This window comes from Nitrosospira sp. CT, assembly GCF_059489795.1.
Genome location: NZ_JCAHZJ010000017.1, coordinates 110,020 through 124,244 on the forward strand (window position 1 = coordinate 110,020; position 14,225 = coordinate 124,244).

The 14,225-nt window shown below is 56.8% G+C and carries 12 protein-coding genes; all 12 read left to right on the forward strand.

From position 1 onward, the window contains the following. Positions 1–24: 24 nt before the first annotated feature. The 12 genes from ftsL to AC52W5_RS03025 all read left to right on the forward strand — a co-directional run bounded on the left by ftsL (position 25) and on the right by AC52W5_RS03025 (position 14,201). Positions 25–342 (forward strand): cell division protein FtsL, encoded by a 318-nt coding sequence (gene ftsL, locus AC52W5_RS02970; protein ID WP_107761313.1) that lies wholly within the window; start codon positions 25–27, stop codon positions 340–342. Further along, the gene (locus AC52W5_RS02975) at positions 339–2,102 is read left to right on the forward strand and encodes a peptidoglycan D,D-transpeptidase FtsI family protein (protein ID WP_495669918.1); all 1,764 of its coding nucleotides are present in this window, start codon (positions 339–341) and stop codon (positions 2,100–2,102) included. Before ftsL ends, AC52W5_RS02975 begins: the two co-directional genes overlap by 4 nt. Continuing rightward, a complete protein-coding gene (locus AC52W5_RS02980) occupies positions 2,099–3,673 on the forward strand; it encodes a UDP-N-acetylmuramoyl-L-alanyl-D-glutamate--2,6-diaminopimelate ligase (protein WP_495669919.1) in 1,575 nt (524 codons plus the stop codon). Before AC52W5_RS02975 ends, AC52W5_RS02980 begins: the two co-directional genes overlap by 4 nt. Beyond that, complete coding sequence (locus AC52W5_RS02985) at positions 3,670–5,085, forward strand: UDP-N-acetylmuramoyl-tripeptide--D-alanyl-D-alanine ligase (protein ID WP_495669920.1); 1,416 nt, start codon at positions 3,670–3,672, stop codon at positions 5,083–5,085. Before AC52W5_RS02980 ends, AC52W5_RS02985 begins: the two co-directional genes overlap by 4 nt. 88 nt (positions 5,086–5,173) lie before the next feature. Continuing rightward, positions 5,174–6,259 carry a phospho-N-acetylmuramoyl-pentapeptide-transferase gene (mraY, locus tag AC52W5_RS02990; protein ID WP_074975575.1) on the forward strand — a complete coding sequence of 362 codons (1,086 nt, stop codon included), beginning with the start codon at positions 5,174–5,176 and terminating at the stop codon, positions 6,257–6,259. 10 nt (positions 6,260–6,269) lie between these two features. Further along, complete coding sequence (gene murD / locus AC52W5_RS02995) at positions 6,270–7,724, forward strand: UDP-N-acetylmuramoyl-L-alanine--D-glutamate ligase (RefSeq protein WP_495669921.1); 1,455 nt, start codon at positions 6,270–6,272, stop codon at positions 7,722–7,724. Positions 7,725–7,728: 4 nt separating this feature from the next. Further along, a complete protein-coding gene (ftsW, locus tag AC52W5_RS03000) occupies positions 7,729–8,889 on the forward strand; it encodes a putative lipid II flippase FtsW (RefSeq protein WP_495669937.1) in 1,161 nt (386 codons plus the stop codon). 19 nt (positions 8,890–8,908) lie between these two features. Then, positions 8,909–9,982, forward strand: coding sequence for an undecaprenyldiphospho-muramoylpentapeptide beta-N-acetylglucosaminyltransferase (murG, locus tag AC52W5_RS03005; RefSeq protein ID WP_495669922.1), 1,074 nt, complete (start codon positions 8,909–8,911; stop codon positions 9,980–9,982). Positions 9,983–10,062: 80 nt separating this feature from the next. Next, positions 10,063–11,544, forward strand: a complete 1,482-nt coding sequence (gene murC / locus AC52W5_RS03010; RefSeq protein ID WP_495669923.1) for a UDP-N-acetylmuramate--L-alanine ligase — start codon at positions 10,063–10,065, stop codon at positions 11,542–11,544. Further along, positions 11,545–12,591, forward strand: a complete 1,047-nt coding sequence (gene murB, locus AC52W5_RS03015) for a UDP-N-acetylmuramate dehydrogenase (protein ID WP_495669924.1) — start codon at positions 11,545–11,547, stop codon at positions 12,589–12,591. Then, positions 12,581–13,501: a D-alanine--D-alanine ligase gene (locus AC52W5_RS03020; RefSeq protein ID WP_495669925.1), complete on the forward strand. Its 921-nt coding sequence runs from the start codon at positions 12,581–12,583 to the stop codon at positions 13,499–13,501. The genes murB and AC52W5_RS03020 overlap by 11 nt, the downstream gene beginning before the upstream one ends. Continuing rightward, on the forward strand, positions 13,491–14,201 hold the full coding sequence (locus tag AC52W5_RS03025) for a cell division protein FtsQ/DivIB (RefSeq protein ID WP_495669926.1): 711 nt from the start codon (positions 13,491–13,493) through the stop codon (positions 14,199–14,201). Before AC52W5_RS03020 ends, AC52W5_RS03025 begins: the two co-directional genes overlap by 11 nt. The last annotated feature ends 24 nt before the right edge of the window (positions 14,202–14,225 follow it).

The following is a 14,225-nucleotide window of genomic DNA, read 5'->3' on the forward strand; positions in this document are numbered from 1 at the left end:
GTTTTTGGTTGATGAGAGGTCGATGTGATCAGAATAAATATTTTGTTGACCTTAATTCTCGTCGCTTGCGCGCTGGGTGTTGTGACTTCACAGCACAAGGCGCGCAAGCTGTTTGTGGAACTGGAAAAGGAGCAGCAGCTGGCGCGGCAGCTGGCGGAGGAATGGGGGCAGTTGCAGCTTGAGCAAAGCACCTGGGCGACGCATGCCCGTATTGAAAAAATTGCCACGGAGCAGCTGCAGATGCGCCTGCCGGACCCCAAGCTTATCCAGACCATACCCCTGAGTCATCCCGTGGGGGAACCTGTCGATTCGACCGACTCCAAGGAAGCATCGAAATCATGAAAGCCAATCAAAAGCCGCTTGTTATCCTGCCCGCGAAGCGCTCACGCCTCCTGGTGGGTTTATTGTTGCTTGGATTCGCTGGCCTGGCAGGACGCGCTGCTTATCTGCAAGGAATGCACAACGGGTTTTTGCAGCAGAAGGGCGAATCGCGTTATGGCCGTGTGCTTGAAATGAACGCAAACCGGGGAATGATCACCGATCGTTACGGCAAGCCCCTGGCGATAAGCACTCCCGTGGAATCCGTATGGCTGAGCCCGCAGGATATGGTTGCCACTCCCCAGCAGTTAAGCAGGCTCGCGGCTCTGATGGATATGGATGAGGATGAGCTTAACAAGCGCCTGGATGGTCTGACAGGAGTTTCCCAGGGTTCCCGAGCAGCGTCCAGGCGTGATTTCGTATACCTGAAGCGGCATTTGTCGCCACCCGTGGCGGCCGGCATCGTCGAACTGAAAATCCCCGGCATATTTCTCAAGCGCGAGTACCGGCGCTACTACCCTGCGGGAGACCTGACTTCGCACGTCCTCGGGTTCACCGATCTGGACGACAGGGGGCAGGAGGGTATTGAGCTGGCCTGGCAGGATGAGCTTGCCGGAAAACCGGGAAGCCGTCGAGTCATCAAGGACCGCAAAGGCCATATCATCGAGGACGTCGAAAGCATCCGCGCACCGAAGCCGGGACAGAACATGGCGCTGTCGATAGACAGCAAAATACAATACCTCGCCTACCGTGAATTGAAGCAGGCGGTGGAAACTCACAAGGCCAAGGCCGGCGGCCTGGTGGTGCTCGATGTGAAGACTGGCGAAGTCCTGGCCCTGGTGAATCTCCCGACCTACAACCCGAACAACCGCTCCAACAGGAATAGTGCGCAGTCGCGTAACAGGGCTGTCACCGATATGTTCGAGCCGGGTTCCACACTCAAGCCGTTTACGGTGGCGGCAGCGCTGGAAGCAGGGAGAATCACCCCCGACACTGTATTTCAAACCGCGCCGGGTTCATTCTCCATAGGTAAGGCGACCATACGCGATGCGCACAGGACAGAGGCCTTGACTGTCACCCAGGTGATCCAGAAATCCAGCAACGTCGGTTCAGCAAAGATCGCGCTGTCGCTTCCGCCGCAGGCACTGTGGGAAATGCTGAATGGAGCAGGATTCGGAGAGTTGCCTGGCTCCGGCTTTCCGGGTGAGGTGAGCGGCAAGCTGCGGCCTTATAAAACCTGGCGTCCTATCGAGCAGGCGACCATGTCGTATGGTCACGGCATTGCGGTGAGCCTGATGCAGCTTGCTCGCGCTTATATGATTTTTGCTGCGGAAGGTGAAATAAAACCGGTATCGCTGCTGAAGCTCGACGCGGCTCCCGTCAGCAAGCGCGCGATTTCACGCGACACAGCGCTGGCCGTGAGCCGTATGCTCGAGATGGTGGTGCAACCAGGCGGTACCGCTACGCGGGCGCAGGTCAACGGGTATCGGGTGGCGGGGAAGACTGGAACCGCGCACAAGCTGGAAGGCAGAGGCTATGCAAAAAACCGCTATCTTTCGACCTTTGTCGGTTATGCGCCCGTCTCGAATCCGAGATATGTCATTGCAGTGATGCTGGACGAGCCGTCAGCTGGACAATATTACGGAGGGACGGTGGCGGCGCCGGTTTTCAGCCGGGTGATGCACGGCATCCTGCACATGCAGAATGTGCCGCACGATGCGCCGGGCGGCACTACGACGTCCCTGACAGCCGCTCCGCCTAAGGACAACAAGGGTGATGTATGAGTCCCAGGTCGGGGAGGAAGATATCGGAATGTCCCGGCGGCTCCGAAGCCGGCTTTGATTTCCATGCGCTTGACCGGCTCGGGGCCAGGAGGGAGCATCTTGCGGTTGACAGCCGCACCGTGAAGCCGGGGGATACTTTTCTGGCCTATCCCGGAGAAAAGACGGATGGACGTAAATTCATTCCGCAAGCGATAGAGCGGGGTGCCCGCGCAGTAGTGTGGGAATGCGACAGCTTTGCGTGGGATCCGCAATGGAAAACACCTAATCTGCCCGTCTCGGATTTGAAATCCAGGGCGGGATTCATCGCAGACTATTTGTATGACCATCCCTCACAAAAGCTATGGCTGATCGGAGTGACGGGAACGAACGGCAAAACCTCCTGCAGCCACTGGATTGTCCAGGCGATGGCTGCACTGGATCGTAAAGCCGCGGTCATCGGGACGCTGGGAGCCGGTTTTCCCGGAGAAATGGAATTTTCTGCAAATACCACCCCCGATTCAGTGTTATTGCAAGCTAAAATAGCTAATTTTTTGCGGCGGGGCGCGGAATGCGTGGCAATGGAAGTCTCGTCGCATGGGATTGTGCAAGGACGGATAAACGGAGCAACGTTTGCAGTTGCCATGCTTACCAATCTTTCGCGCGATCACCTCGATTATCACGGCACCATGGAAGTGTACGCAGCTGCCAAGGCGCGATTATTTCATTGGAGCGGGCTCAAGTATGCCGTGCTGAACCTCGACGATGTTTTTGGCATGCAGCTTCTGCACGATCTGGAAGGAACTGGAATCGGCATGATCGGCTATGGGTTTACCGATACAGCAATCGCACCCCCCAATCCTGGCTCATTCAGGAGGGTATGGGGTCGCAATCTCAGGGCAAGCATGGCGGGACTGGAATTCGACATTGAATTTGAAGCGGAATGTCTGAAATTTAAAACGGAAGTGCTGGGCAGCTTCAACGCTTCCAACTTATTAGGAGTGCTCGCTAGCCTGCTTGCAAGCGGTATTGCTTTCCCAGAAGCGGTCCGAGCCTTGCAAAAAATCCGGCCTGTAGCAGGGCGCATGCAGCAGATAGGTGGGGAGGGAGATGAACCCCTCATCGTTGTGGATTACGCCCATACCCCGGACGCCATGGAAAAGGTATTGACCACGCTGCGGGAAGCGGTGGATGCCGGTTTCCCTGGCGGCAAGCCGGAGACGGGATCAGGAAGGCTTGTCTGCGTATTCGGCTGCGGGGGCGAGCGCGATCAAGGCAAGCGTCCCCTGATGGGGGAAGTGGCGACCCGATTGGCTGACGAAGCCATCATCACCAGTGACAATCCACGAAGCGAGGATCCGGATTCCATTATTCGGGACATCGCCGTTGGAGCTGCCGCCAATCATCGCATCGAGAAGGATCGGACCGGTGCGATTCATCGCGCGATACAGGGCGCACATAAGGGCGATGTCATATTGATCGCAGGTAAGGGGCACGAAACCTGGCAGGAGGCAGGTGGTAAAAAGTTTCCTTTCAGCGATGCAGAGGTCGCGAGAAGAGCATTGATGACGGAGAAGACGCAGGCGCGAATATGATGAGTTTGCAGGAGGCGGCTCAGGTTCTGTCCGCAACCTTTGCCGGAGCCCAGCATGATCGACCGGCTGCGGGAAAGATCGATTTCACAGGGGTGAGCACGGATAGCCGCGCACTTGCGCGGGGTGATCTGTTTGTTGCTTTGGTTGGCCCCAACTTCGATGGTCACGATTTTATCGTCCAGGCACGGGACAGGGGCGCAACGGCGGCCCTGGTGCAGCAGGACAGGCTGACCGGGAATCAGGAATACGGGATTCCCCTGATACAGGTGCAGAATACACGGCTGGCATTAGGACAACTGGCGGCGTACTGGCGCGAGCGCTTCACCATACCGCTGGTCGCAGTAACGGGAAGTAATGGCAAGACGACCGTAAAGGAGATGATCGCCTCCATTTTAAGGCGCGCCGTGGAGCAGCCAGCGGGGGGGGTGGAGACGGACGCTCCGGATGCCGTGTTGGCAACCCAGGGCAATCTCAACAACGATATAGGCATGCCGCTCACGCTTTTGCGATTGCGTGAGCGGCATCACTATGCCGTCATAGAGATGGGCATGAACCATCCGGGCGAAATCTCATACCTTACCCGCCTTGCAAAGCCTTCGGTGGCGCTCATCACCAATGCCGGGGATGCGCACATTCAGGGACTTGGGTCAGTTGAAGCAGTAGCCCGCGCAAAGGGTGAGATCTTCGAAGGACTCAGCCGGCAGGGAATAGCGGTTATCAATGCAGATGACCCGCACAATGGGCTGTGGCGTGAATGTGCGGGTGGCAGGCAGATAATCGATTTTGGTCTGAAGAGCAAGGCAAAAGTGAGCGCAGGCTACAAACTGGCTTTTTCCGGCGCGCAAATAACACTGATTTTACCTCAAGGGGTCGAGGAGGTGACTCTGCAGGTGCCGGGCGAACATAACGTGCGAAATGCGCTGGCAGCTGCGGCTGCGGCCGTGGCCGTCGGTGTGTCTCCGAAGGCGATCGCGTCCGGATTGAGCGCATTTGGCGGAGTGAAAGGAAGAATGCAAAGAAAATGCGGTGTACGCGGCGCAACGCTGATCGATGATTGTTACAACGCCAATCCCGACTCGGTACGGGCGGCCCTGGCGGTGCTTGCAAGGGCGGAAGGTAAAAAAGTTCTGGTGCTGGGGGATATGGGAGAACTGGGCGACAAAGGAAGAGAGTTTCATGAACAGATCGGTGACGAAGCGAGAATTGCGGGGATAGATGAACTCATGGCTTTGGGAGATTTGAGTGCGTACGCGGCGGAAAAATTCGGCAGCGGAGCCCGCCATTTCAGAAGAATGGAGGATCTGTTGGCCGATATAGAAACGCTGCCCGGGCCGGACGTCACCCTGCTGATCAAAGGATCGCGTTTCATGCAGATGGAGCGAGTCGTAAAGCGTCTGGAATCCGGGTTATGAGTTTACGGATCGTGAATCAGGTTATGGACGTCATGGTCGTCTTCGGAGATTCTGGTAAATCCCGGAATATTTCACACGGATGCCTGTCATGCTGCTAGAGCTTGCTCAATGGCTTGCCAGCGACATCCGCCTGTTCAATGTGTTCAGTTACATTACATTGCGTACCGTTCTGGCCGCGCTCACCGCGCTGGTAATCTCGTTTATTGTAGGCCCGACGATGATACGGAAACTTACCGCCTACAAGATCGGGCAGGCGGTGCGCGATGACGGCCCCCAGACACATCTGGTCAAGGCAGGTACGCCCACCATGGGCGGAGCGCTGATACTCGTCTCTATCGCCATTACCACCTTGCTCTGGGCGGATCTCAGCAATCGCTACGTGTGGATTGTCCTGATTACAACCCTGGGTTTCGGCATGATCGGTTGGGTGGATGATTATCGCAAGGTGGTATATCGCAATCCGAAAGGACTTTCTGCAAGGGCGAAGCTTTTCTGGCAATCGGCCATTGCGATCCTGGTGGCGCTCTACCTGGTGCTGACGGCCGAACTGCCTGCGCAGACAACCCTGATCGTTCCCTTCTTCAAACAGGTGGCCGTTCCGCTTGGTGTGACAGGCTTCGTGGTGCTTGCCTATTTCGTCATCGTCGGTACCAGCAATGCGGTAAACCTGACCGACGGGCTGGATGGCCTCGCTATCATGCCTACCGTAATGATCAGCAGCGCCCTGGCGATTTTTTCCTATGTAGCCGGTCATGCGGTATTCGCAAAATATCTTGGTATTCCTCATATCCCCCAGGCCGGCGAACTCGCGGTTTTCTGTGGCGCTCTGGCGGGTGCAGGGCTTGCTTTTCTGTGGTTTAACGCTTATCCGGCGGAAGTCTTCATGGGAGATGTCGGAGCGCTTGCCCTGGGCGCGGCACTTGGAATCGTGACAGTGATAGTGCGACAGGAAATCGTTATGCTTATCATGGGAGGCGTGTTTGTAGTGGAAACCCTGTCGGTCATGTTGCAGGTGGCTTCGTTCAAGCTGATCGGCAAGCGCATTTTTCGCATGGCGCCATTGCATCATCATTATGAATTGAAAGGCTGGAAGGAAAACCAGGTAGTGGTCCGGTTCTGGATCATTACCATGATGCTGGTGTTGTTCGGTTTGTCTTCCCTGAAGCTGAGATGAAGTTGAAATCATGAATCTGCAAGGCAGAACTGTCCTGGTGCTGGGCCTCGGAGAGACCGGCCTTTCCATGGCAAAATGGTTGTTTCGGCGGGGAGCGCTGGTGCGAGCAGCTGATACCCGAAATGAGCCACCGGGTGTGAAGGCGTTTAACAGCGCGCTGCCGCAGGCGGAGGTTTTTGCAGGTCCCCTGGCTGACAGGGCCTTTTCCGACGTGGATTTGATCGCAATCAGTCCTGGTCTGCCCCTGTCGGAGCCTCTTGTGCAGCAGGCGCTGAAAGAAGGCACCCCGGTAGTCGGGGATATGGAGCTTTTTGCCTGGGCGGTTAGAGATGCGGGGATTTGCAGGCCAAAACTCATCGGGATTACCGGCTCCAATGGCAAAACCACGGTGACCGCCATGACGGGGGCAATGTTAAAAAAAGCGGGGTGGGACGTCGAAGTGGCGGGGAATATCGGTCCTGCAGTCCTGGACGCCTTGATGCGCCGGGAAGATGCAGGAAAAATGCCGGAGGCGTGGGTGCTGGAGCTTTCCAGTTTTCAGCTGGAAACTACGGAGAGCCTGGGGCTGGATGCAGCCGCGGTGTTGAATGTAAGCGAGGATCATCTGGACCGCTACGCGGGAATGCAGGAATACGCCGGTGCCAAGGCGCGGATATTTCTTGATGGCAGCAACGAGACCGGCGCTGGAGGCAGGGGTGACAGCAGACGCGTGCAAATCCTGAATGGCGATGATCCTCTTGTCCGGCAAATGGCGTTAGCGGGGAGACCTCCCATCACTTTCAGTCTCGGCATGCCACAAAGTGACCGCGATTTCGGCTTGCTTTGCGAGGGTGGAGACACTTGGTTGATGCAGGGAAACACACGTCTCATGAAAACCAGCGAACTCGCCATTACTGGCCAGCACAATTGCGCAAATGCGCTGGCGGCACTGGCGCTATGCCGCGCCCTGGCCATCCCGTTTGATCCTTTGTTGCTGGCGCTCCGCGAATTCAGGGGCCTGCCTCACCGGGTTGAGAAAGTGGCCGCTTTCAGTGGCATTACCTTCTACGATGATTCAAAAGGTACTAACGTAGGTGCAACGGTGGCTGCCCTGAAAGGTCTTGGGCAACCGGTGGTTTTGATTGCCGGCGGCGATGGGAAGGCACAGAATTTTTTGCCCCTGGCTGCCCCGATAGGGGAGCATGGGCGCGCAGTGGTAGTCATCGGGCGGGATGCGGAAAAAATTGCAGTGGCGATAAATGCGTGCGGAGTGCCTCTGCATCGTGCTCAAACGATGGAAGAGGCGGTTCGGAAAAGTTTTCAGCTGGCGCGGAAGGGCGATGCAGTCCTGATGTCGCCGGCATGTGCCAGCTTCGATATGTTCGACAACTATGTGCATCGGGCAGAGGTGTTCGTTGCGGCGGTAAAAAGCATCGAGGCCGCATGTGCAGGCGGCAATTCAGCTGCGGTTGCAGGATGGCATTGATCAGATGATTTATCAGTACGGTACCGGAAAGCAGAAAGTTCTGTCTGCGGATTTTGATCAGGCCCTGATCTGGACAGCCATACTCTTGCTGAGCCTTGGGCTGGTGATGGTTTATTCCGCCTCGATTTCGATTGCCGAGGCTGATGGCAGTGGTTACCCGGCCTATTTCCTCATCAGGCACGCTGCCTATGTCGCGGCGGGTTTGCTGGTGGCCGTGATTGCGTTCCAGGTCCCTATGGAGTCGTGGCAGAAATATTCTTTCCATCTGTTCCTGCTTGGTTCGTGCCTGTTGGCACTGGTGCTGGTTCCCGGCGTGGGGCGCGAAATCAACGGTAGCCGCCGCTGGATATCCTTGCTGGTGGTGAATCTCCAACCGTCGGAATTCATGAAATTGTTCATGGTGATCTACGTCGCCAATTACGCGGTGCGCAAGTCCGCCGTCCTGGGAAGTTTCCGCAAGGGTTTTCTTCCCATGCTGATCATCACGCTCATCGTGGGGGCTCTCCTGCTGCTTGAGCCGGATTTTGGCGCCTTCGTTGTCATTACCACTGTCATGATGGCGATATTGTTTCTGGGAGGAATGGATCTGAAACTGTTCGCCGGGCTGATTGGTTTCCTGATTGTTGGGCTGCTTGCCCTGGTCTGGAACGCCCCTTATCGCATGCAGCGTTTCTTCGGGTTTCTGGATCCCTGGGACGACCCCTACGGAAAAGGATATCAGTTGAGCCATGCGCTGATTGCATTCGGACGCGGTGAATGGCTGGGCGTCGGCCTGGGCGGAAGTGTCGAAAAGCTTTTCTATCTGCCGGAGGCGCATACCGATTTTCTTCTGGCGGTGATTGCAGAGGAACTTGGTTTCGTCGGCGTCCTGATCGTGCTGGCGTTGTTTGCCTGGGTAATTGCACGCGCGTTCATGATCGGCCGCCAGTCGGCAGTCAGGGGACGTCATTTTCCCGCACTCGTGGCGCAAGGTATCGGTGTATGGCTGGGAGTGCAGACATTCATCAACATGGGCGTGAATATGGGAGTGCTCCCGCCGAAGGGACTCACCCTGCCGTTGATGAGTTTCGGTGGCAGCAGCATAGTTGCAAGCTGCCTCTCGCTGGCGGTGCTGCTGCGCGCGGATTGGGAAAACCGGCAGTTGGCGAGAGGTTATCGGATATGAAAAATACAGGAATGGCGTCTTGAGCCATACGATTCTCATTATGGCGGGAGGAACCGGCGGACATGTATTTCCCGGTCTTGCCGTGGCGGAGTATTTGAAGCGGGCCGGGTGGCGCATAGTCTGGCTTGGAACTGAGGGGGGAATGGAAACAACGCTGGCGCGGCAGCAGGGGCATACCCTGGAGACGATTCGCTTCTCCGGATTGCGGGGGAAAAACGTTCGGACCTGGTTGTTGCTGCCCGCGCGTCTGTTGCTGGCATTCTGGCAAAGCGCAAGAGTAATACGGAAGGTTCGGCCGGACGTGGTGTTGGGCATGGGCGGCTATCCCGCGTTTCCAGGAGGAATGATGGCTTCGCTGCTGGCGCGGCCGTTGCTGATACACGAACAGAACTCCATTCCGGGGCTCTCCAATAGAATCCTCTCGAGACTCGCCGACAGGATATTGCTGGGATTTCCCGACGCGATCAAAGGTGAAAAAAAAGCGGTGTTTTGCGGCAACCCCGTACGTGACGAAATCACCAGACTGGCGCCACCTGCACAGAGGTATGCATCCCGCAGCGGAAATATCAAGCTGCTGGTGGTAGGCGGCAGTCTGGGTGCTCAGGCACTGAATACCATCGTACCGCAGGCATTGAAGCGGATACCTGAAGGGATGCGTCCGCAGGTGACGCATCAGGCGGGGACCCGGCATCTGGAAGCGCTGAAGCAGAATTACTTCGAAGCGGGGGTGGAGGGTGAACTGGTCACGTTTATCGATAATATGGCATCCCGCTATGGAGAGAGTGATCTCGTGATCTGCCGCGCGGGCGCGCTCACCGTCGCGGAGTTAGCCGCGGCGGGGGTGGCAAGCATTCTGGTCCCTTTTCCCTATGCTGTGGATGATCATCAGACCACGAACGCAAAATTTTTGAGCGGGAAAGGTGCTGCGATATTGCTGCCGCAGAACCAGCTGACTCCGGAAGGATTGGCAGAGCTGTTGATGGGTATGGGCAGGGACCAATTTATGGAAATAGCGTGCCGGGCGAGAGAGTTGGCGCAACCCGATGCTACCCGGTGCGTAGCCGAGACGTGCATGGAAATGGTTGCAGTTTAAGGTAATCATGTTTCCTCCGTCTTACAGCAGTTGCACTGCTACGGCAGCTGCATTTGCTTTATGTGTAAACAACGAAAAGTATGAAACACAAAGTTAAGCATATTCATTTCGTGGGTATTGGCGGGTCCGGCATGAGCGGAATCGCCGAAGTGCTGCTCAACCTGGGATACAAGATCAGCGGCTCGGATATACATGATAGTGTGACCACCCGGCGACTGAAAAAACTGGGCGCGATGGTTTATATCGGTCACGCGCGCACTCACGTGGCATCGGCGGATGCAGTCGTAACCTCGACCGCGATTCTGCCCGATAATCCGGAGGTTCTTGCGGCGCGGGAGAGCAAAGTGCCAGTCGTTCCGCGCGCTATCATGCTGGCCGAGCTCCTGCGGTTGCGGCAGGGAATCGCCATCGCGGGTACGCATGGCAAAACCACCACCACCAGCCTAATCACCAGCGTGCTGGCGGAAGCGGGCATGGATCCCACATTCGTTATCGGAGGCCGGCTGGAGGCGGCGGGTTCCCACGCGAAGCTGGGTCGTGGCGAGTTCATCGTGGTGGAGGCGGATGAATCCGACGCTTCGTTCCTCCACCTGCAACCCGTGCTGGCTGTGGTCACCAATATCGATGCCGACCACATGGATACCTACGAGCATGATTTCGGCAAGCTCAAGCAGGCATTCGTGGATTTTGTACAGCATCTGCCTTTCTATGGCATGGCGGTGCTGTGCGTGGATGATGCCCACGTACTCGAGATCATGCCGGCTATTACCAAGCCTGTGACCACATATGGATTATCGGAAACCGCGCAGGTGCGCGCCGCGGATATTCGTCACAGTGAAGGTCAGATGCACTTTACCGCTCTGATAGGGGTTAACGGCAAAACTCGAAAACTCAAAATCGTGCTGAATCTGCCTGGCCTGCATAATGTGCAAAATGCGCTTGCGGCAATAGCCGTATGCAATGAGGTCGGACTGCCGGATGCTGCCATCGTCCGGGCCCTGGCGGACTTCAAGGGGGTTGACCGGAGATTCCAGCGTTATGGCGAAATTCCCCTGGCTGATTCCGAAACCGGCAGAAACGGAAGTTTTACCCTGATCGATGACTACGGCCACCATCCCGTGGAGATGGCGGCCACAATTGCCGCAGCGCGCGGCGCGTTCCCGGGACGCCGCCTGGTATTGGCGTTTCAGCCGCACCGTTATACACGCACGCGCGACCTGTTCGAGCATTTCGTCAAAGTTCTATCCACAGCCGATGTACTGCTCCTGACAGAAGTTTATTCCGCTGGCGAAACGCCCATCATTGCCGCAGACAGCAAATCGCTCGCGCGGTCGCTGCGCGTGCTCGGCAAGGTGGAACCCATCTTTGTCGAGCGGGTGGACGAACTGGAGGAGGCAATTCACAGCATCGCCAGGGATAAGGATGTGGTGCTGGTAATGGGAGCAGGATCAGTGGGAGGGGTAGCTCCTACCCTTTCCCGGGATTCGCAGGCTGAAGCTCGCCTGCCGGCCAGTCCGAAAGAAAACAGGGAACCCGCAGTGCTTTTGTTACAGGGCTCCTGAATGGATATGTCAGAAATCAACCTTTCCCTTGATTATGCCAGCGTTCGTGGCGAGTTGCGCCATAATCAGCCGATGAAGAACTACACCTCCTGGCGCGCGGGCGGGAGCGCAGGGCGCATCTTTCTGCCAGCGGATTTGGGTGATTTTGCGGCATTTCTGCGCGCCCTGCCCTGGAATGAACCAGTATATGTGGTGGGGCTTGGCAGCAATCTCCTGGTACGCGATGGCGGGGTGCGGGGCAGTGTCGTTGTACTGCACGCCCGCCTGAACGATTTGCGGCTGGAACAATCCGATGCGGGCGAGATGCTGATTTACGCCGGCGCAGGGGTAGCGTGCGCCAAAGTCGCCCGATTTGCTGCGTTGCAGGGGCTGGGGAGAGCGGAATTCCTGGCAGGTATTCCCGGCACCGTAGGCGGGGCATTGGCAATGAATGCCGGATGCTATGGGGCCGAAACCTGGGACATCGTCTCGAGCGTACAAACCATGGACCGCTCGGGGGGGTTGCGCAGACGATTGCCTGGGAATTACGAAATTGGCTACCGGCACGTGGCGTTGAAGGAAGAGGGGAGTACCGGGAGCCAAAAGGCTGGCGGCACAGAAAATGTCCCTGACGATTCTCTGGGAAGTGAATGGTTCTCGGGCGCGTGGTTCGCGCTGCCGCGGGACGATGCAGCGTCAGTTCGGCAGAAGATCAAGGAGTTGCTTGCCCGCCGTATCCAGAGTCAGCCTTTAAACCTGCCGAATGCCGGATCCGTGTTCCGGAATCCGGAGAATGACAAGGCGGCGCGACTCATCGAGGCGTGTGGGCTTAAGGGGTTCCGTATCGGTGGCGCCATGGTTTCGCCGCAGCATGCGAATTTCATTGTGAACACCGGAGGCGCTGCCGCCTCCGACATAGAAGCGGTGATTGCTGCGGTACGTGAAACCGTAAAAAAGCAGACCGGTACGGAACTGAAACAGGAGGTGCGCATTATAGGAACTCCTGGCAGGTCTGGGTTGCGTGTTTCCCGGGTTGCGTACAGGAAGGATGGTGGATATGGCGGGTAGTCATGACTTCGGGAAAGTCGCGGTTCTCCTCGGAGGGCGATCAGCGGAGCGCGAGATTTCCCTTGAAAGTGGCAAAGCCGTACTCGATGCCCTGCGCCGCTGCGGAGTGGATGCTCATCCATTCGATCCCTCCGAACAGCACATGGACGCGCTTTTACATCAAGGATATGCGCGTGCTCATATCGCCCTCCATGGTCGCTATGGCGAAGATGGGACAGTTCAGGGTGCGCTGGAGTTGCTGGGGCTTCCCTATACCGGGAGCGGCGTGCTGGCGAGCGCCTTGGCAATGGACAAATGGCGCACCAAATTGCTCTGGCAGTCCGCGGGCATCAACACGCCGCGCCATATTCTGCTCGATGAGCAGAGCGATTTTGATGCAGTGGCAAAAGAGCTCGGCCTGCCGCTGATTGTAAAACCTTCGCGAGAGGGTTCCACCATTGGCCTGAGCAAGGTAAGGAAGGCAGGGGAAGTCGCCGCCGCATGGCGTCTTGCTGCCCGCCATGATGCCATGGTGCTGGCGGAGCAGTTTATCGAAGGAACCGAACTCACGGCTTCCATTCTCGGAGATGTTGCGTTGCCGCTGGTGCGAATTCAGGTCGAGGGTGATCTGTACGACTACGAAGCGAAATACCTGTCGGACAAGACGCGGTATTTCTGCCCGAGCGGGGTGTCCGAGGAGCAGGAGTGCGTCATTCGGAAACAGGCATTGCAGGCGCACAGACTGTTGGGCTGCGAAGGTTGGGGAAGGGTGGATTTGATACTGGACAGGTCGGGCACTCCCTATTTCCTCGAAGCGAACACTTCACCCGGGATGACCACACATAGTCTTGTTCCCATGGCGGCAAAAACGGCAGGAATATCGTTCGAGGAACTGGTACTGAAGATACTGGAACTGGCCCATGTGGGATAACCATCAGGCATTGAACCAGGTGGCAGACTGGCTGTTTGCGCTGGCGGGACTGATAGCGATCTACCTTGTGGTCCAGTGGACGATCCATCTGCCGGTGCTGCCGCTGAAGGAAGTCAATATCAGGAGCAACAGCGGCAGCGGTGAGCTTAAGCATGTGACGCGAGAACAGGTTTCTGACGCAGTTCATCGCGAAGTGGGAGGAAATTTTTTAACCATTGATCTTGAGGCTGCACGGCGCACGTTCGAAAAACTGGCGTGGGTAAGGGTGGCAAGTGTTCGACGGATCTGGCCGAGTGGGCTGGACGTAGTGGTCGAGGAGCATGTGCCGCTGGCACACTGGGGCGATAGTGCCTTGGTCAACAGGCAGGGAGAGATATTCAATGCTACATCGGATGAGCCGATGCCGATATTTGAAGGACCAAGAGAGAGTGTTCGTGAAATGGTGCATCAGCATGCAGTTTTTACCAGATTGCTACAGCCATTGAAGCAGGATGTAGAGCAGATGGAACTTTCACCCCGGCGTGCGTGGCGGATTCGCCTTGGGAATGGAACGATACTGGATCTCGGGCGAGAGCACTTGGAGAAGCGATTGGAGCGCTATGTACAGGCACACGATCTGGTCGCAGCGCGATTGAATCAACATTTGAGTTATGTAGATTTACGTTATGTCAGTGGTTTCGCAGCGCGTGGAACGCGATAGCAGTGAAGCTCCTCAGGAGCAGAC